The sequence below is a fragment of the Pannonibacter sp. Q-1 genome (assembly GCF_054073275.1).
Map to the genome: position 1 here is coordinate 626,030 of NZ_JBSXNB010000004.1, position 19,491 is coordinate 645,520.

Annotated in this window: 17 protein-coding genes and 1 pseudogene; 7 read left to right on the forward strand and 11 right to left on the reverse strand. The window is 62.4% G+C overall.

What is annotated here, in order from left to right; all coding sequences use genetic code 11:
* Positions 1-41: 41 nt before the first annotated feature.
* From ACVNHC_RS14390 to ACVNHC_RS14405, 4 genes and pseudogenes are all read right to left on the reverse strand, one after another.
* Positions 42-962 carry a CDP-alcohol phosphatidyltransferase family protein gene (locus ACVNHC_RS14390; protein WP_058899451.1) on the reverse strand — a complete coding sequence of 307 codons (921 nt, stop codon included), beginning with the start codon at positions 960-962 and terminating at the stop codon, positions 42-44.
* Positions 963-973: 11 nt separating this feature from the next.
* Positions 974-1,687, reverse strand: a pseudogene (locus ACVNHC_RS14395) (phosphatidylserine decarboxylase); the annotation flags it as partial.
* 93 nt (positions 1,688-1,780) lie between these two features.
* Positions 1,781-2,704 (reverse strand): LysR family transcriptional regulator, encoded by a 924-nt coding sequence (locus tag ACVNHC_RS14400; protein ID WP_457167651.1) that lies wholly within the window; start codon positions 2,702-2,704, stop codon positions 1,781-1,783.
* Positions 2,705-2,959: 255 nt separating this feature from the next.
* Positions 2,960-3,400, reverse strand: a complete 441-nt coding sequence (locus ACVNHC_RS14405; RefSeq protein ID WP_457167652.1) for an Lrp/AsnC family transcriptional regulator — start codon at positions 3,398-3,400, stop codon at positions 2,960-2,962.
* A gap of 121 nt (positions 3,401-3,521) precedes the next feature.
* Between ACVNHC_RS14405 and ACVNHC_RS14410 the strand changes: the two genes are divergently transcribed.
* The gene (locus ACVNHC_RS14410; protein ID WP_050472627.1) at positions 3,522-4,622 is read left to right on the forward strand and encodes a saccharopine dehydrogenase family protein; all 1,101 of its coding nucleotides are present in this window, start codon (positions 3,522-3,524) and stop codon (positions 4,620-4,622) included.
* Positions 4,623-5,032: 410 nt separating this feature from the next.
* Positions 5,033-5,440 carry a DUF2442 domain-containing protein gene (locus ACVNHC_RS14415; RefSeq protein WP_457167653.1) on the forward strand — a complete coding sequence of 136 codons (408 nt, stop codon included), beginning with the start codon at positions 5,033-5,035 and terminating at the stop codon, positions 5,438-5,440.
* 359 nt (positions 5,441-5,799) lie between these two features.
* Here ACVNHC_RS14415 and ACVNHC_RS14420 read toward each other — a convergent pair whose 3' ends face one another.
* Together ACVNHC_RS14420 and ACVNHC_RS14425 are read right to left on the reverse strand one after the other, a co-directional pair.
* On the reverse strand, positions 5,800-7,647 hold the full coding sequence (locus ACVNHC_RS14420) for an ABCB family ABC transporter ATP-binding protein/permease (RefSeq protein WP_457167723.1): 1,848 nt from the start codon (positions 7,645-7,647) through the stop codon (positions 5,800-5,802).
* A 98-nt stretch (positions 7,648-7,745) separates the two neighbouring features.
* Positions 7,746-8,174: an ArsR/SmtB family transcription factor gene (locus ACVNHC_RS14425; protein WP_058899448.1), complete on the reverse strand. Its 429-nt coding sequence runs from the start codon at positions 8,172-8,174 to the stop codon at positions 7,746-7,748.
* A 346-nt stretch (positions 8,175-8,520) separates the two neighbouring features.
* On the opposite strand from ACVNHC_RS14425, the gene ACVNHC_RS14430 reads away from it, so the two are divergent.
* Complete coding sequence (locus tag ACVNHC_RS14430; protein WP_457167654.1) at positions 8,521-10,752, forward strand: NADP-dependent isocitrate dehydrogenase; 2,232 nt, start codon at positions 8,521-8,523, stop codon at positions 10,750-10,752.
* Positions 10,753-11,283: 531 nt separating this feature from the next.
* Here ACVNHC_RS14430 and ACVNHC_RS14435 read toward each other — a convergent pair.
* Positions 11,284-12,156 (reverse strand): bifunctional helix-turn-helix transcriptional regulator/GNAT family N-acetyltransferase, encoded by an 873-nt coding sequence (locus ACVNHC_RS14435; protein ID WP_457167655.1) that lies wholly within the window; start codon positions 12,154-12,156, stop codon positions 11,284-11,286.
* A 263-nt stretch (positions 12,157-12,419) separates the two neighbouring features.
* Between ACVNHC_RS14435 and ACVNHC_RS14440 the strand changes: the two genes are divergently transcribed.
* Positions 12,420-12,656 (forward strand): DUF2798 domain-containing protein, encoded by a 237-nt coding sequence (locus ACVNHC_RS14440; RefSeq protein ID WP_094461986.1) that lies wholly within the window; start codon positions 12,420-12,422, stop codon positions 12,654-12,656.
* A gap of 17 nt (positions 12,657-12,673) precedes the next feature.
* Here ACVNHC_RS14440 and ACVNHC_RS14445 read toward each other — a convergent pair whose 3' ends face one another.
* From ACVNHC_RS14445 to cutA, 3 genes are read right to left on the reverse strand one after another with little or no spacing between them, the layout of a single operon-like run.
* Positions 12,674-12,943 (reverse strand): Txe/YoeB family addiction module toxin, encoded by a 270-nt coding sequence (locus ACVNHC_RS14445; protein WP_019964589.1) that lies wholly within the window; start codon positions 12,941-12,943, stop codon positions 12,674-12,676.
* Positions 12,940-13,191 (reverse strand): type II toxin-antitoxin system Phd/YefM family antitoxin, encoded by a 252-nt coding sequence (locus tag ACVNHC_RS14450; protein WP_050472621.1) that lies wholly within the window; start codon positions 13,189-13,191, stop codon positions 12,940-12,942. Before ACVNHC_RS14450 ends, ACVNHC_RS14445 begins: the two co-directional genes overlap by 4 nt.
* 59 nt (positions 13,192-13,250) lie before the next feature.
* Positions 13,251-13,568, reverse strand: a complete 318-nt coding sequence (gene cutA / locus ACVNHC_RS14455) for a divalent-cation tolerance protein CutA (RefSeq protein WP_457167656.1) — start codon at positions 13,566-13,568, stop codon at positions 13,251-13,253.
* 133 nt (positions 13,569-13,701) lie between these two features.
* Between cutA and ACVNHC_RS14460 the strand changes: the two genes are divergently transcribed.
* The 3 genes from ACVNHC_RS14460 to ACVNHC_RS14470 all read left to right on the forward strand — a co-directional run bounded on the left by ACVNHC_RS14460 (position 13,702) and on the right by ACVNHC_RS14470 (position 18,084).
* Positions 13,702-14,916 carry an NADP-dependent isocitrate dehydrogenase gene (locus tag ACVNHC_RS14460; protein ID WP_457167657.1) on the forward strand — a complete coding sequence of 405 codons (1,215 nt, stop codon included), beginning with the start codon at positions 13,702-13,704 and terminating at the stop codon, positions 14,914-14,916.
* 188 nt (positions 14,917-15,104) lie between these two features.
* Complete coding sequence (locus tag ACVNHC_RS14465; protein WP_457167658.1) at positions 15,105-15,605, forward strand: hypothetical protein; 501 nt, start codon at positions 15,105-15,107, stop codon at positions 15,603-15,605.
* Positions 15,606-15,990: 385 nt separating this feature from the next.
* Positions 15,991-18,084 carry a putative bifunctional diguanylate cyclase/phosphodiesterase gene (locus ACVNHC_RS14470; protein ID WP_457167659.1) on the forward strand — a complete coding sequence of 698 codons (2,094 nt, stop codon included), beginning with the start codon at positions 15,991-15,993 and terminating at the stop codon, positions 18,082-18,084.
* A gap of 33 nt (positions 18,085-18,117) precedes the next feature.
* On the opposite strand, the gene ACVNHC_RS14475 is transcribed toward ACVNHC_RS14470, so the two are convergent.
* Entirely contained in the window at positions 18,118-19,326 is a 1,209-nt protein-coding gene (locus tag ACVNHC_RS14475; protein WP_457167660.1) for a GGDEF domain-containing protein, read from the reverse strand.
* Positions 19,327-19,491 lie beyond the last annotated feature (165 nt).

The window sequence follows — 19,491 nt, forward strand, 5'->3', positions numbered from 1 at the left end:
TGGATGGGGGCTTTGTTCATTGAGAAGATCTTACCAGGCCGTCAGGGCGTATCACTGCCCGCCTTTTCGCCGGGATGATCAAGGTCCGGCCCGCTCTCATCCCCGCCGCTTTCGTCCCCCCCACTTTCATCCCCCTTGTCACCGGCCTTTGCCTGCGTCTTGTCCACGCGCACATGCGCCCGGTAGCTGCGCAGGGCAAAGGGGATCGACGCGAGATAGGCCAGCGTGCCCACGGTCAGCATCTGGAACGGATAGCTGACGGTCAGCGCTACCACCAGCACAGCCAGCACGAAGAGTGGTAGCACCAGATCGCGCCGGACGCGCATGCCCACCTTCTTGCCGGAATAGGTCGGCAGGCGGCTGATCATCAGGAAGCCGATTGAGACCGTGTAAAGCGCAACGACCGGAGCAAATGCGGGCCAGTGCGGCAGCACACCCAGAAACTCCAGATAGATGGGCAAAAGCACCGTCAGCGCACCGGCCGGAGCCGGAACGCCTGTGAAGAAATTCACCGCCCAGGCAGGCTTGTCCGGATCATCCAGCGCCGCATTGAACCGCGCCAGGCGCAGGGCCGCACAGATGGCAAAGGCGAGCGCGGCAATCCAGCCCAGAGATTTCACTTCCTGGAGCAGCCAGATGTAGAGCATCAGCGCCGGAGTGACGCCGAAATTGACGAAATCGGCCAGCGAATCCAGCTCTGCCCCGAACCGCGACGTGCCCTTGAGCATCCGCGCCACACGCCCGTCCACCGCATCCAGCACAGCCGCTATCAGCACCGCACCCACCGCAAAATCCCACCGGCCCTCGAAGGCCATGCGGATGCCGGTCAGGCCGGAGCAGAGCGCCAGAAGCGTAACGAGATTCGGCAGGATGAGACGCAAGGGCACCTGGCGGAAACGCCCTGACCGGCGCGGCTTGCCGTCTTCGTGGCCGGGTTCATAGCTGGCGAAAGGCGTCTCCAAAGGGCTTCTCCTCAGCTGACGCGGGTGATGTGCTGGACCGCCTGCGGGCCTTCGCGCAGATCCGCCAGCACGGTTTCACCGGCAATCATGATCTGGCCCATGGCAACTTTCGGCACGGTGCCCGCCGGCATGTAGATGTCGAGGCGCGAGCCGAAGCGGATCAGGCCGAAACGCTCGCCTGCGCCGATGCTCTCCCCTTCGCGCACGAAGCAGACGATGCGGCGGGCCACAAGACCTGCGATCTGAACGACGCCGATCTTCGTGCCGCCATTCTCGATGACGAGGCCATTGCGCTCGTTGAACTCGCTTGCCTTGTCCAGTTCCGCGTTGAGGAACTTGCCCGGCTTGTAGGCCACCCGGGCAATGCGGCCGCCGACAGGGGCGCGGTTCACGTGGCAGTTGAACACGTTCATGAACACGGAAATCCGCATCATCGGCTCGGTACCAAGGTCTGCCGCCAGTTCGGCTGGCGGCACGCAGAGGCCGAGCTGGTTGACGACGCCGTCAGCGGGCGAGATCACCAGCCCATCGGTCACCGGCGTGACGCGGGCAGGATCGCGGAAGAAGTAGCAGACCCAGCCCGTGAGAAAGAGCCCGATATAAAACAGCGGGGTCAGGAACCAGCCAAGGATCAGCGTCGCCACCAAAGCGATGGCAATGAAAGGCCAGCCCTCCCGGTGAATGGGAACGAAGGTCTTGGTGATGGTATCGGCAAGCGACATGGGTTTTCCCGTTGATCTTGGGTCCGGAGCCGGAGATTGAAGTGGTCTGCCTCTCTCTTAGTGCCTTTGCCGCCGCAACTGAACCCCGAAAGTGCCTCAGCCCACCAATGCTCCGGCCTGCCGGTAGTCCGTTTCCCAGTAGGCAGGACTGCCATATTTTCCGGTCAGGAAGTCAGCCAGCACGCGGGCCTTTGGCATCATTGCGCGCCCCGGCGGCGCGACGGCCCAGATGGCTCCGGTTCTCGTCACCGGAAAATCCGTCATGACCGCCACCAGCCGGCCATCGCGCAGATCCTCCCACACATGGGCAAGCGATTTCACCGCAAGCCCCAGCCCCAGCAGGGCGGCATCATAGGCAAAGTCCCCATTGTCGCCGCTGATCGCGGCATCGATGGGACAGGCTATCTCCCCCTGAGGCCCCTCGAAATACCAGACCGGCATGGACCGGAAGCTCAGGCAGTCATGCCGGGCAAGGTCTGAGGGCGTCTCCGGCATGCCCTTGCGCGCGAGATAAGCAGGCGAGGCACAGAGCGCGCGGGGATTTCCGGCAAGGCGGCGCGCCCGCAGCGTGGAATCGGCGAGCGGCGCCCCCCGGATGGCAAGATCATAGCCCTCCGCCAGCAGATCGACGATACGGTCCGAGAAATCGAGCTGCAGCCGCAGCTCCGGATAGAGGTCGCGGAACTCGGCCAGATACGGCAGCACATGCTTGCGGCCAAAGAACATGTTGAGAGAGACACGCAGCGTGCCGCGCGGCCGGGCCGCCTCATCCTCCAGTTCGCGCAAGGTGCCGTCGAGCAGATCCAGCGCCTCGCCCGCCCGGCGCAGGAGCAGCTCCCCCGCATCGGTCAGCTGAAGACGGCGCGTTGTGCGGCTGACCAGCTGCACCCCGGCATCACGCTCCAGTGACGCCAGGCGGGAGCTGGCGGCCGAAGGCGACAGACCGGTCTCGCGCCCTGCGGCGGAGAGATTTCCGAGCGCTGCAGCCCGGACAAAAAAACGGAGATCCTCCAGCCGCATTATCCGAATCCTTGGGAAGGTTTATGCGATACTGGCCAGATTATCAGAAATCGACGGAGATGCGAAGGTGGCTGCAGATCCACTCCAACGGAGAAACAGCCATGATGCACACAGGCGGCTATTACGAATACCGGGCCAGACAGGAACGTGCCCTGGCCTTGCGGCAGGCCTGGCACGGGTTACGGCACTTGCTCCGCAAGCTCGTCCATCGCCCGCGCCCGGCAAACCACCGGCATGCGGAAACCGGGCGCCAGTTCAGCGCTGGATGCGCGTCGACAGGATGATGGACGAAAGCGTGCGGTCCACGCCGTCAAGTTCGCCGATCCGGTCGATCAGATGGTCGAGTTCGGCAACGGAGGCAGCCTCGACGATGGCGATGAGATCGTGGCTGCCGCTGACCGAATGCAGCTGGCGCACCTCGCGGATGCCGGACAGTTCCGCGCTCACCCGCGCCAGCGCCTTGGGCACCAGCGTGATCAGAACATGCGCCTTCACCTGCGCCGCCTCATAGGCTTGCGACAGGCGCAGGCCATAGCCGGTGATCACCCCCGCCTGCTCCAGCCGCTCGATGCGGGCCTGAACCGTGGTGCGCGACAGGCCAAGGCGGCGTGCCAGCTCGGCAACCGGCATGCGGGCGTCCTCAGACAGAAGGCCGATCAGGGCCCGGTCAGCTTCAGTGATGGTCAGAGTGTTCATCAGTTTCGTCAGTTTGATCAAATCAGCACTTCATTATGCCATATCTGCAGCTGTGAATCGACATGTCCTTCAGTCATTCTGAACCTCATAATGCCCGGAAAGGGCCAGAGGGGTTCGACACATGAAGACGATTGCCATCATTGGTGCCGGCAAGATCGGCGCCACCATCGCCCGCCTCCTCACCGGCTCCGGCGACTACCGTGTCACCGTCATTGACCGCTCGCCCGCAGAACTGGCAGCCCTTGCAGGTGAACCTGCCGTCGAAACGCTGGCGCTGGACATCAGCGACAACGCGGCCTTGACGGCAGCCCTCACCGGCAAATACGCCGTGCTGAGCGCCGCGCCCTTCCACCTGACGATCGCCATCGCGGAAGCCGCTGCCAAGGCCGGCGTGCATTATCTTGATCTGACGGAAGATGTGGCCGCCACCCGCCGGGTGAAGGAAATCGCTGCGACGGCGCGCACCGCCTTCATTCCCCAATGCGGCCTTGCACCGGGCTTCATCTCCATCGTCGCCAATGATCTCGCCCGCCGCTTCGACAGCCTCGACACCTTGCGCATGCGCGTCGGCGCGCTGCCGCAATATCCCTCCAACGCGCTCAACTACAATCTAACCTGGAGCACGGACGGGGTGATCAACGAATATATCGAGCCCTGCGAGGCCATTGTGGACGGCCACATGGCCGAGGTGCCTGCACTGGAAGAGCGCGAAGAGTTCGCCCTTGACGGCGTCACCTACGAGGCCTTCAACACCTCCGGCGGGCTCGGCACCCTGTGCGAGACGCTGAAGGGCAAGGTGCGGACGCTCAACTACAAGACCATCCGCTATCCCGGCCATGCCGCCATCATGAAGGCGCTGCTGAACGACCTTGGCCTGCGTCACCGGCGCGAGGTGCTGAAGGACATTCTGGAAAACGCCCTGCCCGCCACCCTGCAGGATGTGGTGATCATCTTCGTCACCGCCAGCGGACGCCAGAACGGCCGCCTCGTGCAGGAGACCTATGCCAGCAAGGTCTACAGCGGGCTCATCGGCGGGCGGCTCTACAGCGCCATCCAGATCACCACCGCCAGCGCCATCGCCGCCGTGCTGGACATGCTCGCGGCCGGCCAGCTGCCGCAGCAGGGCTTCCTCCGCCAGGAAGACATCCCCCTCCCCGCCTTCCTCGCCAACCGCTTCGGCCACGCCTATGCCCAGGACGCAGGGCACCGCATGGCGGGGTGAGGCGCCGGCTGGAGCTTGCTTCCCGTTGTCACTCTACCACTGCCTTGCATCGGTAAGAGCCCGGCACGTGCTTCATTCATTCTGGCATGTTGAGGTTCGTTGGAAGTGCTGCGAGAAACGTGATAGACTAAAACGTGAAGTAGAGTGCGGTGGGTTTCAGCTTGCTCAGGCGGTCACCCCGGCCTTCGAGCCGGGGTCTACTCGTTTCCAGAGACGATATGACTGATTTCCAATGGCAAGGTTCACTCAGATTACTTGGCGCACGGCCTGAGAGAACGGTATCTCTCTGCAAACGAGTGGGCCCCGGCTCGCGCTGCGCTTGGCCGGGGTGACTCGGAGCAGATTAAATAGCGCCGGGCCATGTGAAAACGCCAGCATTGCCGCCCTCTGTCAGAAGTGGAGTGAAGTCCATGGATCTTACTGAGAAGGTGCTTGAAGAGGCCAACAGCCGGGGCGGAGAGGCACGCAGCGGCGGGTATGCAGTGAGTGCCAGCTATGATGCGGCACAAAGCCGTCTTGTGGTTGAACTCGACAGCGGTGTGATCTTACTGGTCCCGGTACACTTGGTGGAAGGGATCGCCGGGGCAAATCCGGAAACTCTGCGGGATATTGAGCTCAGCCCCTCCGGGCTTGGCCTGCACTGGCCGAAGCTGGACGCCGATGTCTATGTGCCCGCACTTCTGCAAGGCATCTTCGGCACAAGGCGCTGGATGGCCGCACAGCTTGGCGCCTCGGGAGGCAAGGCCTCCAGCCCTGCAAAAGCCTCCGCTGCCCGCAGCAACGGCGCCAAAGGCGGCCGGCCTCGCAAGCAGGCGTGAGCGGGACATTGGATGATGCAGATACGTCCCTGACGGATCCCGGCACGGAGGCCGGGACGGCGTAGCGGGGAGGCTTTGGGCGGCATGGAGCGAAACCATATCTTCCAGCCGTCAGGCTGCCCCTAGCTCATCACTCCAACGGCGGTCACCCCGGGCCGAACGCAGTGAGGACCCGGGGACTACTCGCTTGCAGAGCGGTGAGAGGGACTGCGCAAGGCACCGCCAGCATACAGCCCGCCGACAAATACGCGCATCAATTCAACATGTTGCGGCATCGCTCTGCAAGCGAGTAGGCCCCGGATCTCCGCTTCGCTGCGTCCGGGGTGACTCTGAAGCTATGTGACAGGCCTTCCGAGCCTTCACACCCCTTGCAACTCCCCTGCCTTATGGCCACGCACGACGACGCCGAGTTCGTCCGCTTCCCTTGCAGCGCGCAGGCGTTCTTCGGCTTCGTCGGCCTCGCGCTGGCGGCTCCACATGGAGGCGTAGAGGCCGCCCTTGGCGAGCAGCTCCGCATGGGTGCCGCGCTCGGCGATGACACCGGCCTGCAGCACGAGGATCTGGTCCGCATTGACCACGGTGGACAGGCGGTGGGCGATGACCACCGTGGTGCGGTTGCGGGAAACCTGATCCAGCGCCGACTGGATTTCCCGTTCCGTATGGGTGTCGAGGGCCGAGGTTGCCTCGTCCAGAATGAGAATGGGCGGCGCCTTCAGGATGGTGCGGGCAATGGCGACGCGCTGCTTCTCGCCGCCGGAGAGCTTCAGTCCGCGCTCGCCCACCTCGCTGGCATAGCCCTTGGGCAGCGTCTCGATGAAACTGTCGATCTGTGCCATCCGGGCGGCAGCGCGCACATCTTCATCCGCGGCATCCGGACGGCCATAGCGGATGTTGTAGGCGATGGTGTCGTTGAACAGCACCGTATCCTGCGGCACCATGCCGATGGCCTGGCGCAGGCTTTCCTGCGTCACGTCGCGCACATCCTGCCCGTCGATGGTCACCCGCCCGCCGGTCACGTCATAGAAGCGGAACAGCAGCCGGGAAATGGTGGACTTGCCCGCCCCCGAAGGCCCGACGATGGCAACCGTGTTTCCGGCCGGGACCTCGAAGCTGATGCCCTTGAGGATCGGACGGTCCGGATCATAGTGGAACACCACATCCTCGAAGCGGATGGCGCCGGAGCCGATGGCCAGCGCCGGGGCGCCCGGCTTGTCCTCGATCTCCGCCGGAACGGCGAGGACGGCGAACATCGCCTCGATATCGGCAAGCCCCTGCCGGATCTCGCGGTAGATGAAGCCGACAAAATTGAGCGGAATGGCGATCTGCAGCAGCAGCGCATTGATCAGCACGAAATCGCCGATGGTCTGCTCCCCCGCCATCACCGAGCGGGCGGAGAGGACCATGCAGGCTGCCGTGCCGATGCCCAGAATGAAGGACTGGCCGAAGTTGAGCCAGGCAAGCGAGGTCCAGGTGCGGGTCGCGGCGCGCTCATAGACCGCCATGGAGGCATCAAAGCGGGCGGCCTCCATCTTCTCGTTGCCGAAATATTTCACCGTCTCGAAGTTGAGCAGGCTGTCGATGGCCTTGGAATTGGCTTCCGTATCGCTCTCGTTCATCTCGCGGCGGATGGAAATGCGCCAGTTGGACGTCTGCACCGTGAACCAGACATAGGCAGCAATCATCAACGCAACGATGATCACATAGGCAAAGCCGAACTGGTACCAGATGATGCCCGCCATGATGGCGAATTCCAGCAGGGTCGGAATGCCGTTGAGGATGGTGAAGCGGACGATCGCCTCGATGCCCTTGACCCCGCGTTCGATCACCCGGCTGAGCCCGCCCGTGCGGCGGGACAGGTGAAAGCGCAGCGACAGGCGGTGCAGATGCGAGAAGGTGATGAAGGCAAGCTGGCGCACCGCGTGCTGGCCGACACGGGCAAACAGCGCATCGCGGAATTGGTTGAAAGCCACCGCCAGGACGCGGGCGGCATTATAGGCGATGACCAGCATCATCGGCGCCACCAGAAAGCCCGGCAGGCCCATGGTTTCGCCGGTCAGCGCGTCGGAGGCCCAGGCAAAGAAATAGGGAGAGACGACCGTGACGAGCTTGGCCACCACCAGCGCCAGTACCGCCCAAATGACCCTGAGCTTCAGATCTGCCCGTCCTTCCGGCCAGATATAGGGCCACAGGTTGGCCAGCGTGGTCATGGTCGAACCATCGTCGGCACTCACCTTTGCCGAAGCGGGGCCAGAATTGGGGCCAGAATTGGGGCTAGAACTGGGGCTATGGGGATTTGCACGTCTTGTCATTCTTGTCTCTCCCGCGCCCTTGAAGAGGTTTGAGCGGCAGCTGTGATGTCATTGAAAAAGCTGGCAGCATTCGCCAGAAGCCGCAGACCGGCAGCGTCCCCGCCAGCCAGAAAGGCCTCGTTGATCCGGTAGGAACAGGTGCGCCCGCGGATGTCGCAGGTCAGAAGCCCGGCTTCCTTCAGCACCTGCAGGTGCTGGGAAACGGTGGACTGGGCCAGCGGCAGGCAGCCGACGATCTCGCCGCAGCAGGCCTCCTGACGCTGGATGATTTCCTTGAGAATGCCGATACGGACCGGATGGCCCAGCGCCCGGAACAGGTCAGCCAGTGCCGCAGTATCCGCGTTCCGGCAGACTTTCTCCTTCGGGGCACAACAAGCCCCTCCGCCGCTGCCGTGATCCGGCCGCTCAGCGCCATGACTGGACATGATCTCTCCCTCTGCCTGCCAGCCTCACCGCTGCCCGCAGGTCAATTCATCGCCTAAATACGATGAATATACCGCCCCGCCAAGCCCGGGACGGAATTTTGTGCGGGAGAAGCCTCCATTTCCGGCGCCCGCCTGCCCGGCATCCCGGATGAGGGCGCCGCCAGGCCGCCCTCAGGGTTTTCGCTTGATTGCCTTTTCCCCCGCGTTTGTTAGAACTCCTTGCGGATTTCCGGGCGGGGCAGGCGTCCGGAAATTGCGCACAACTGTATACGTGTCTATGGTGGCGCTCTCCGGAGCTGCCCCGGCACCTCCGCCTGACCGTTTCAAACTGTGGGAATGATTGAACATGGCCGACACCGGACGTCCCGACATCATCTACACCAAGGTCGACGAAGCGCCTGAACTGGCGAGCGCGTCCTTCCTGCCGATCATCAAGGCTTTTGCCAAACCGGCCGGGATCTCCATCGGCACCAGGGACATTTCGCTGGCAGGCCGCATCCTCGCCGCCTTCCCGCAGTATCTGACGGACGCACAGAAGCAGTCCGACGATCTGGCCGAGCTTGGCCGTCTGGTGATCGAGCCGGATGCAAACGTCATCAAGCTGCCGAACATCTCCGCCTCGCAGCCGCAGCTCAATGCCGCGATCAAGGAACTGCAGGCACAGGGCTATGCCATCCCCTCCTACCCGGACAATCCGGCAACGGACGAGGACAAGGCCGTAAAGGCCGCCTATGACGCGATCAAGGGTTCGGCCGTGAACCCGGTTCTGCGCGAAGGCAACTCCGACCGCCGCGCTCCGAATGCGGTGAAGGAATACGCCAAGAAGAACCCGCATTCGATGGGCGCCTGGCTGCCGACCTCCAAGACCCATGTCGCCACCATGGGCAAGGACGACTTTGCCGCCAACGAAAAGTCCGTGACGGTTGCCGCAGCTTCCGCCGGCACCGCACGCATCGAGTTCGTGGCCAAGGATGGTGCCGTCACCGTTCTGAAGAACAACCTGAAGCTCACCGAAGGCGATGTGCTGGACGCCACCTTCATGAGCGCTAAGGCCCTGACCGCCTTCCTTGAGAAGGAAATACAGGACGCCAAGGACAAGGGCGTGCTCTTCTCCGTGCACCTCAAGGCCACGATGATGAAGGTCTCCGACCCGATCATCTTCGGCCATGTGGTCAAGACCTTCCTGAAGGACCTCTTCGCCAAGCACGCCGCCACCTTCGCTGAGATCGGCGTCAACCCTGACCTCGGCATCGGCGATCTGGAAGCCAAGATTGCCACCCTGCCCGCTGACAAGGCCGCTGAGATCAAGGCTGACCTCAAGGCTGCGCTCGACAATGGCCCGGCCATGTACATGGTGAACTCCGACAAGGGCATCACCAACCTGCATGTCTCGTCCGACGTCATCATCGACGCCTCCATGCCTGCCCTCATCCGCGCCGGCGGCAAGGGCTGGGGCCCGGATGGCAAGGAAAACGACGCCAAGTGCGTGATCCCGGACTCGTCCTATGCCGGCGTCTATGATGCGGTGATCGAGTTCTGCAAGAAGAACGGCGCGCTTGACCCGTCCAAGATGGGCACCGTGCCGAACGTCGGCCTGATGGCCCAGAAGGCCGAGGAATACGGCTCGCATCCCCAGACCTTCAAGGCGCAGGCCGATGGCGCTATCCGTATCGTTGATGCCGCTGGCACCACGCTGCTGGAGCATGCGGTTGAAGGCGGCGACATCTGGCGCGCCTGCCTCACCAAGGACGCCCCGATCCGTGACTGGGTAAAGCTCGGCGTCAGCCGCGCCCGCCTCTCCGGCATGCCGGGCGTGTTCTGGCTGGACAAGAACCGCGCCCATGATGCCGAGCTGATCAAGAAGGTGGAAGCCTATCTGCCGGAGCATGACACTTCGGGCCTCGACCTGCAGATCATGTCGCCGAGCGATGCCGCCCGCTACTCGACGGAGCGGATTGCCAAGGGCCTCGACACCATCTCCATCACCGGCAACGTGCTGCGCGACTACCTGACGGACCTCTATCCGATCCTGGAAGTCGGCACCTCGGCCAAGATGCTGTCCATCGTGCCGCTGATGAACGGCGGCGGCCTGTTTGAAACGGGCGCTGGCGGCTCTGCCCCCAAGCACGTGCAGCAGCTGGTGGAAGAAAACTACCTGCGCTGGGATTCTCTGGGTGAATTCTGCGCCCTCGGAGCCTCGCTGGAGCATCTGGCGCAGGTCAAGTCCAACGCCAAGGCTCAGGTTCTGGCGGACGCACTGGACAAGGCCATCGAGAAGCTGCTGGACAACGACAAGTCCCCGCAGCGCAAGGTCGGCCAGCTCGACAACCGCGGCAGCCACTTCTACATCGCCCTCTACTGGGCACAGGGCCTTGCCGCACAGGACAAGGACGCGGAGCTGAAGGCGTATTTCGCCCCGGTCGCCGAAGCCCTGACGGCCAATGAAGCGAAGATCGTGGCGGAACTCAACAGTGTGCAGGGCAAGGCTGCCGACCTCGGCGGCTACTACCACGCCCCGGCCGACAAGGTTGCCGCCGTCATGCGCCCGAGCGCCACGCTGAACGCCATCATCGGCTAAGGCTGATCAGCGCTTTGAATGCAGAAGGGGCGGTCCACCGGGCCGCCCTTTTTTTCGTTTGTTGGACAGTTCCTTCCTGGGACATCCTTGGTGTAATTCATGGAGACTTGGGCCTGCTCATTTGCAGAAAGGTGCCGCAACCCACTGCAGATGAGACACGTAGGGTCTCATACGCCAGTCTCTCGGCTTCCCACTCCCCATAAACGCTCTGCAAGCGAGTGGTCCCCGGGTCTACGCTTCGCTCCGCCCGGGGTGACGCTGAGGAGGCCCGCAAGAGCTTATCCCTCCACCTCAGGAAAGTTTCAGCCGCGCAGGCACAGCCCTGCACAAATGGCACGGTGTCACCCCGGCCAAGCGGAGCGCGAGCCGGGGCCTACTCGCTCGCAGAGGGATGCCGTTGTCTCAAGCCTCGCCGTGGCAGGAATTTACGAAAACCTCTGCCACCTGCGCCACTCTGACCGCTCTGAAAACGAATTCCCCCAGGATCTCCGCTTTGCTTCATCCCGGGCGCCGCCGTCCACCTTCACCGGCTCAAAGCCGCTTCTCGAAGAAGAAATCCGGATAGGGGTCGTCATTGAAGCGGTCGATTTCGGTCCAGCCTTCCTTGCGGTAGAAATTGACCGCTTCGGGAAGCGCCTTGTTGGTGTCGAGGCGCAGCAGGCCGATGCCGAGTTCGCGTGCTGCCTCTTCGGTCTTTGCCATCAGCTTGCTGGCAAGGCCAAGACCACGGGCGGCGGGCGACACCCACAGGCGCTTGATTTCCGCATAGCCCTTGTCCGTGCCCTTGAGCCCGGCACAGCCCAAAGGCATGCCGTCCGAGAGCGTGACGAAGAACGCCCCCTTCGGCCGCATCATGCTTTGCGCGTCCGGATCGGCAGACAGGGACACCTGAAAGCCGCCCTCGAACCGCCGGTCCAGCTCGGCGTAATAGTGTTCAAGGCAGTAGCGCGCGGTTTCAGAGCGCGGGTCCACTTCCTCGAAGCTCCAGCGCTCACGTCCCAGCGCCGAGGCAATCAGATCCATCGCCTCCAGCAGCGCCTGAGGGTGAGCATGGCTTTGCAGCAGCCGTTCGGCGCGCTCATCGGACAGGTTCTCGTAGATCTCGAATTCCCCCTGCCCTGCGGCAGTCAGGTGAGCGCGGCGCTTGCGGGCATCCACCGGATCGGGGACCACCTCGATCATGCCCTCCTCCTCTAGGGAGCGGAGAAGACGGCTCATCAGCCCAGAGTCGAGCCCGAGATAGGAGCGGATGGCCGCCACATCCGTGCGGCCATGCCCGATGGCGTTGAGAACACGGGCAGCCCCCAGCGGGCGGCCACGGCCAAGAAACGACGTATCCAGCGCGCCCACCTCGGTGGTGACGGCACGGCTGAAACGGCGGAAACGGGAGATATCGTTCAACATGATTTATCTGACTTAAGTCAGATAAAATACTTTGTCAAACAGCAAGCAAGAGCGCCCCCCTGCGGCGGGAGGCGCTTGACCGCATGCCCATGGATCATCATTATAGGCTTGCCGAAAAAGGAATGGCTGGTCCGGTTATCCCAGCCCTCGTTTGCACGAGAATTAGTCGGTGCCTGTGCACCGAACCCGCGGCATCCCCATGGAACAAAGGGGGTGCTGTGCGCATGTGAAAGCCAGCTCCCTCTCTTGAAAGACGAGCAGGCATGCAAACACAATTCCGGCTGATCATCATTGCCCAGATTTTCATTTCCGGCATCATGGCTTTCCTGATGAGCGGCATTTTCACGCATCTGGAATTCGGCCCTACGGTGCAATGGCTCCAGATATGGGCGAAAGGCTTTGCGATGGCCTGGCCGGTCGCCTTCGTGCTGTCGATGGCCGTGGGCCCGGCGGGTTTCCGGATCGCCCGCTTCCTTCTGCGCCAGTTCGAGAGGGAGTAAGAGCGCAGGCGCAGGCCTCAATAGTGATAGCGCAACTGCGCGATTTCGAGGCTCTGCGCCCCGGCTTTGCCGGACACACGATAGACGAAGCGATGGTCATCGGCGATCCGGCGGGACCACCATCCTGTCAGGTCGCCCTTGAGTGGCTCAGGCTTGCCTATTCCGCCAAAGGGCTGCCGCCTGGCTTCCTTGATCAGTGAATTGACGCGCTCAAGCCCCTTTTCCCGGCCCGGCTGCTGCCACCAGAGATAATCCTCCCAGGCGTGATCCGAGAATACGAGCTTCACAGATCGACCTCACGCTCCTCGCCTTCGCCCGCCGTCAGCTGCGCAATCGAGGCCTGCAGCCGCCGGGCATTTTCCGGGCTCTTCTGCAGATGCAGCGTCTCCTGAATGGAATTGAACTCCTCCAAAGACATGATCACGACGGCTTCCCGCTTCTTGCGGGTCACGATCACCTCCACCCGGTCATGGATCACCCGGTCCATCACGTCTTTGAGGGACGAACGCGCATCGGTATAGGTCATCACGTCCATGGAAATGCTCCTTGCTTACGCCGTACATACGCACAGAATCCTGTACAATACAATGAGCATCACTCCCAGACCGCCACCTGCTCCCGCACCCATTCCATATAGGCCGCGCTGCCCTTCACCACCTCGAAGGCATAGACCGCAGGCAGATCGTAAGTGTGGAGGCGCTGGATGAGGGCTTTGAGAGCGGGATAGGCCTCCGCTGCCGTCTTCATCGTCAGGCGCACCTCCCCGCCCTCATGGACCTTGCCGTCCCACATGTAGAGGCTGGTGATCTCCTCCATGTGCACACAGGCTGCCAGCCCCGCCTCCACGGCGGTACGGGCGATTGTCTGCGCTTCCTCTTTCGTCTCCGTTGTCGTGCAAACAGCAAGAAGCATGGCTATGGTTCCTTCAGATATCCGCTGGCAAGTGGCAGGATCAGCGGGAAATCGCCGCTTGCCTGACCGGCGCCAAAATCGTATACACGCGAACACAATCCAGTTTCCGCAACCCAGACGAGGCCCAGAACCCATGGCAAAGATCAAGGTAGCGAACCCGGTCGTCGATATCGACGGCGACGAGATGACCCGCATCATCTGGCAGTTCATCAAGGACAAGCTCATCTTCCCCTATCTGGATATCGATCTCGACTATTACGACCTGTCGATCCAGAAGCGCGATGAAACCGGTGACCAGATCACCATCGATGCGGCCAATGCCATCAAGAAGCACGGCGTTGGCGTCAAATGCGCGACGATCACCCCCGATGAAGCCCGCGTCGAGGAATTCAGCCTGAAGAAGATGTGGAAGTCGCCGAACGGCACCATCCGCAACATTCTGGGCGGCGTCATCTTCCGCGAGCCGATTATCATCCGCAACGTGCCGCGTCTGGTGCCGGGCTGGACCCAGCCGATCATCGTCGGCCGTCACGCCTTCGGCGACCAGTACCGCGCCACCGACTTCCGCTTCCCCGGCAAGGGCAAGCTGACAATCACCTTCAAGGGCGAGGACGGCAGCGTCATCGAGCACGAGGTCTATGACGCCCCCTCCGCCGGTGTCGCCATGGCCATGTACAATCTCGATGAAAGCATCATCGATTTTGCCCGCGCCTCCTTCAACTACGCCCTGCAGCGCGGCGTGCCCTGCTATCTCTCCACCAAGAACACGATCCTGAAGGCCTATGACGGCCGCTTCAAGGACCTGTTCCAGGAGGTCTTCGACAAGGAGTTCAAGGACGCCTATGCCGAAAAGAAAATCTGGTACGAGCACCGCCTGATCGATGACATGGTGGCTTCGGCGCTGAAGTGGTCGGGCGGCTATGTCTGGGCCTGCAAGAACTATGATGGCGACGTGCAGTCGGACATCGTGGCACAGGGCTTCGGCTCGCTGGGCCTGATGACCTCCGTGCTGATGACGCCGGATGGCAAGACGGTGGAAGCGGAAGCCGCCCACGGCACCGTTACCCGCCACTTCCGCCAGCACCAGCGCGGCGAGCAGACCTCGACCAATCCGATCGCCTCGATCTTCGCCTGGACCCGCGGCCTCGCCCACCGGGCCAAGCTGGACGGCAATGCGGATCTGGCCAGGTTTGCGCAGACGCTGGAGAAGGTCTGCATCGAGACGGTGGAAGCCGGCTTCATGACCAAGGACCTCGCCCTGCTGGTCGGTCCGGACCAGAACTGGCTGACCACCACCGGCTTCCTCGACAAGATCGAGAGCAACCTGCAGAAGGCCATGGCGGCCTGAACGCCTCCCTGTCAGGACAAGATGAGGAACGGCCCGGAGCGTGATCCGGGCCGTTTGCGTTTGAGCAGAAGCAACAGCAACACAGCTCTGCACCGGGCACTGGAAATTTCCGTGCCGATCGGGCACGGATACTGTCGGCCCTGCCAGAGTGGTGGGGTCATGCACTCCGTTTGCAGAGAGTTTTTTCGATGCGATCCTTTCAGAGCCCCGGCGCGAAGCTGCGGCACCTTCTGGCAGCCACCCTGTTTCAGGCGGTCCTGCCCCTTTGCCTCGCCACCGGCGCCATGCTTCCCGCCATGATGACGGCCCCCGCCATGGCGGAAAAGGCCTATGAACCCGGGCGCGGCAGCGAGGAGCGCACGGCCATTCTGGACTCGGCCCGCCCGATCATGGAGGTGCGCGTTGGCGCGCCGGTCGAGTTTTCCGTCCGCCACATGCGCGTTGCCGATGGCTGGGCCTTCGCCATCCTCGACCCGCAGCGCCCCGGCGGCAAGCCGATTGATCTCAGCAAGACGCTGATTGCCGAGGAGATGGAATACCGCGACGGCCCCGGGCTTTTCGTCCTGCAGCGCGAGGTCGACGGCTACTGGTACGTGGTCGACTTTGCCATCGGGCCGACGGATGTCTTCTGGCTGGGTCAGCCGCTCTACGATCAACTGCCGAAGGGTCTTCTGCCTGTCATCAATTGAGAGGCCGCGCGAAACGCCAAGACCTCTCTCAGCCGGAGCCAATCAGAATCCGGCTGAGAGAGCAAGATCAGCTGCATGCCTGATCTGAGAAGATATTCCGGACCTCTGTAATTTTTCCCAATTGCGGCTTCAGATGGCCCTATCATCCAGACAGGAGGAAACAGACACCAGTCAACACCCCTGAAATCGGCATATATGAAGGGAATATAGATCATAAATGAGCATAGTAGATCCGGATTTATTCCGGAAAATTTCAGATAACAAAGGAAAATTACTCAATTTTTCTGGCACTTCATGAAATAGCTATTCATCGGTTTAACGAAACGTTTCCAAAGCGGACGCATGCTGTTTCCGGCACCTCACCAAGGCGGCGCGAGAGCAAGACATGCATGTCATGGATTTCGATACGGCTGGTATAGACCTGTGTGAGCTTCTCGAAGCTTTGCCGTATGGTGCCTGGATCCTGAATACTCAGGGCGTCTATGTCTTTCAGAACAGCGTAGATATTGCGGCCTTCGGCGATCTGGCCGGCAAAAGGGCCGTGGAAACATGGGTGCCCGAAGACCAGGCTGCCGACTGGCATCAGCATCACGAGCGCGCGCTCAAGGGAGAGCGTGTCCGCTACAGCCGCCACGTCACGACGCGTGATGGAAGCCAGTACATAGAGACTGTTCTCGTCCCGCTGATGAAAGAGGGACAGGTGACCGGGGCCGTTGGACTGGCGGTCAACAACACCCCCTGGATGACGGCTCAGAACGAGGCCGATCAGGCCCGGGCGCTGCTGGATGATGTGCTCGAATCCATTCCCGATGCGCTTGCGGCCTATAACAGCGAAGACCGGCTCATCCTCTTCAACGCCGCCTACAAGGATCTCTACAGCTATTCGGCTCCGGCCATCCGGCTTGGCGAGAAATTCGAGACCATCCTGCGCTACGGGCTGGAGGCCGGACAGTATCTGGATGCCGGTACGGCGCCGGAGGAGAAGGAAAAGTGGCTGCGCACACGCCTTGCCAACCACCGCAACCCGCCGGGCAAGGCCCTGATCCAGAAGCTGCCGAACGGGCGCTGGCTGCACGTGCGCGAGCGCAAATCCGCCTCCGGCAACATTGTCGGCGTCAGGACCGATGTGACCGCCCTGAAAGCCGCAGAGGTGGCCGTGCGCCAGACCGCAGAGACGGATTCCCTCACCGGCATTGCCAACCGCAGCGTCCTCATCACCGCCCTGCTGCGTACGCTCAAGGGCTCCCGGTCCTCGGACCGCATGGGCGCTCTCATTCTGCTGGATGTCGACCACTTCAAGTCCATCAACGACACCCTTGGCCATGATGCCGGAGATCTGGTGCTCAAGACGGTGGCCAAGCGCCTGCGCCAGACCCTGCGCGGCGAAGATACCCTTGCCCGGCTTGGCGGGGATGAATTCGCGGTGCTTGTCACCGGTTTCGAGCGCGAAGAGGCCTGTGAGGTGGTCGCCAACACGCTGCACAAGGCCCTGACGAAGGAAATGCCGGCTGGAAACCGGATGCTCCGGCCGGGCATCTCGATGGGCATTGCCCTCTTCCCCCGCGATGGCACCACGGTGGACGAGCTGTTCAAGAACGCCGACAGTGCCCTCTACAAGACCAAGGAAAACGGCCGCAACGGCTGGACCCTGTTCGATGAGCAGCTCGGCCGCAGGCTGCACCGGGTGGCCGAGGTCAAGACCGCCCTTTCCGAAGCCCTTCTGGCCGGCAGCATCACCGTGGCCCTGCAGCCCATCGTCAACATCGCGACCGGCCGCCACCATGGTTTTGAAAGCCTTGCCCGCTGGAACCGGCAAGGCGAAGACATGCCGCCCTTCGAATTTGTCGCCATAGCGGAAGATGCCGGAATGGGGCTGGCACTCGGGCAGGAGCTTTTCGAAAAAAGCTGCCAGAGCTTTGCAGCTCTCGAACGCGCCGGTCTTGGCGCCGGCACGCTGTCGGTCAATCTGGGTCTTGCCCAACTGAAATGCGACAACCTGCCTGCCATGCTGCGCGAGAGCCTTGTCCGGCATGGCCTGACGCCGGACCGGCTGGTGCTCGAAATCACGGAAACCGTGCTGATCGATCGCTCTGCCTGTCAGATCGGCAGGACCCTTGAGCGCCTGCATGACCTGGGCTTCCAGCTGTCGCTTGACGATTTCGGCACCGGCTTTGCCTCACTGACGCATCTGCGTCAGTTTCCGGTCACCGGCGTGAAGATCGACCGGTCTTTCACCACACGTGTCACCACCTCGCATCAGGATGCTGTGATTGTGGACACCATGATCCATCTGGCGAAGGGCCTCGGGATCAGCATCGTGGCCGAGGGGGTTGAGGATGAGAGGCAGCTGGCCTTCCTGAAAGACGCAGGCTGTACCTATGCGCAGGGTTACTTTCTGGCCCCGCCCTTGCGCGATGCCGCCAGCCAGCGCGTCTGGCTCGGAGCCAGACCGGCAAAAGTGAAAGCTGCACGGAATTGACCTGCGTCCCGGCCTGAACGTCCCGCCTCGAATTCAGGCGAGCTGGCGCTTTCCATCGCCCTTCTCTCCGCTCTCCCCCGCACCGGTCTCATGCACCAGGCGGATCTGCGGCAGGCGGCGGAAGCAGTTCCGGCCCGAGCGTTTGGCGAGATAGAGCGCCCGGTCCGCCTCGGCAAACAGCTGTTCATAGGACGCGTTGGAGCCAGAGGTATCGGCCACACCCGTGCTGATCGTGACCGGAATAACCTTGCCACCATGCTCCATCTGCAACACGGCGGCTGCGCGGCAAAGCTGGGCAGCCAGCAAATCCAGATGCGGGCCGGTCAGACCGGGCAGAAAAATGCCGAACTCCTCACCGCCGATGCGGGCCGCAAACAGCCGCTCTCCGGCAAGCTGTTCCAGCATGGCCGCAAAATTCTTCAGCACCGCATCACCGCACTGGTGGCCATGGCGGTCATTGATCTGCTTGAAATGATCGACGTCGGCGATCAGCAGCGTGCCGCCGCTCCCCGTTGCCAGCGACTGCTCGACCTGGCGCAGGAAGGCGCGCCGGTTCGGCAGGCCTGTCAGTTCATCCGTGTCCGCCAGATGACGCATGGCCTTGGCCATACGCTCGTTCGACAGGACAATTCCCAGAAACACCGCCGCAACCGTGTGCATCAACGACAGGAAGATCAGCCCGAACAGCCAGTCGGAGCTGGGGATGAGGCCGTCAAACCGGACGGGGAAGAGGAACGGCAGCGGCAGGGCCGCAAGGTGAACGAAGGAAAGGCTGGTATAGACCCCAGCGGCCGCCCGCGCCGAGGGCAGGCCCTCTTCACGGATGCTGCGCCGCAGCTCAGACGCCGTCAAAAGGTAGAAGAGACCTGCGATTGCAAGGGCATAGACTATGCGCCAGAGCGCTGCCAGATCCTGACTTTCATCAAGGGCATGGCTGAGCGGGACAACACCAAGGGCAGCCATGACGGGCAGAAGATAAGGCACATGCCGGCCGAAGAAGGACCGCATGCCGAGCCAGACAAAGCCCAGAGCGATGATGAAGAGGCCAAAGCCAACGTCATCGCTCACGGCAAGCGGCACAGTGCCCCGCAACGCGATGCAGGTACTGCCAGCCGATGCCAGCAGGAAAACAGCAAACCAGAGGCGCAGATATGTGGAGCCGGGATAGCGCACGACAGCTGCCGCCAGCGTCAGCGTAAACACCGCATAGACGCCGGAAAGACCAAGCAGTATCGCAGGCACAGAAAAAAGCAGCTCCAACGGCACCTCCAGAAACGCAACCCGGCACATCCAACACGCAATGAACACGGCCCAATGCGCGTTGATCAAGCCCGCGTGGCGCCTGAGCAATTTCAAGGCATGATGCGCCGGCACCGAAAGCCTTGGGACAGAAGCCCGGCAAAGCTA

Bases quoted from the DNA above. Each gene is read 5' to 3' on its own strand.
- cutA (WP_457167656.1), bottom strand. From the start codon at position 13,568: ATGCTTCTTGCTGTTTGCACGACAACGGAGACGAAAGAGGAAGCGCAG.
- ACVNHC_RS14420 (WP_457167723.1), bottom strand. From the start codon at position 7,647: ATGACCACGCTGGCCAACCTGTGGCCCTATATCTGGCCGGAAGGACGG.
- ACVNHC_RS14450 (WP_050472621.1), bottom strand. From the start codon at position 13,191: ATGGACGTGATGACCTATACCGATGCGCGTTCGTCCCTCAAAGACGTG.
- ACVNHC_RS14465 (WP_457167658.1), top strand. From the start codon at position 15,105: ATGCGATCCTTTCAGAGCCCCGGCGCGAAGCTGCGGCACCTTCTGGCA.
- ACVNHC_RS14440 (WP_094461986.1), top strand. From the start codon at position 12,420: ATGCAAACACAATTCCGGCTGATCATCATTGCCCAGATTTTCATTTCC.
- ACVNHC_RS14425 (WP_058899448.1), bottom strand. From the start codon at position 8,174: ATGTCCAGTCATGGCGCTGAGCGGCCGGATCACGGCAGCGGCGGAGGG.
- ACVNHC_RS14415 (WP_457167653.1), top strand. From the start codon at position 5,033: ATGGATCTTACTGAGAAGGTGCTTGAAGAGGCCAACAGCCGGGGCGGA.
- ACVNHC_RS14405 (WP_457167652.1), bottom strand. From the start codon at position 3,400: ATGAACACTCTGACCATCACTGAAGCTGACCGGGCCCTGATCGGCCTT.
- ACVNHC_RS14430 (WP_457167654.1), top strand. From the start codon at position 8,521: ATGGCCGACACCGGACGTCCCGACATCATCTACACCAAGGTCGACGAA.
- ACVNHC_RS14460 (WP_457167657.1), top strand. From the start codon at position 13,702: ATGGCAAAGATCAAGGTAGCGAACCCGGTCGTCGATATCGACGGCGAC.
- ACVNHC_RS14410 (WP_050472627.1), top strand. From the start codon at position 3,522: ATGAAGACGATTGCCATCATTGGTGCCGGCAAGATCGGCGCCACCATC.
- ACVNHC_RS14400 (WP_457167651.1), bottom strand. From the start codon at position 2,704: ATGCGGCTGGAGGATCTCCGTTTTTTTGTCCGGGCTGCAGCGCTCGGA.
- ACVNHC_RS14435 (WP_457167655.1), bottom strand. From the start codon at position 12,156: ATGTTGAACGATATCTCCCGTTTCCGCCGTTTCAGCCGTGCCGTCACC.
- ACVNHC_RS14470 (WP_457167659.1), top strand. From the start codon at position 15,991: ATGCATGTCATGGATTTCGATACGGCTGGTATAGACCTGTGTGAGCTT.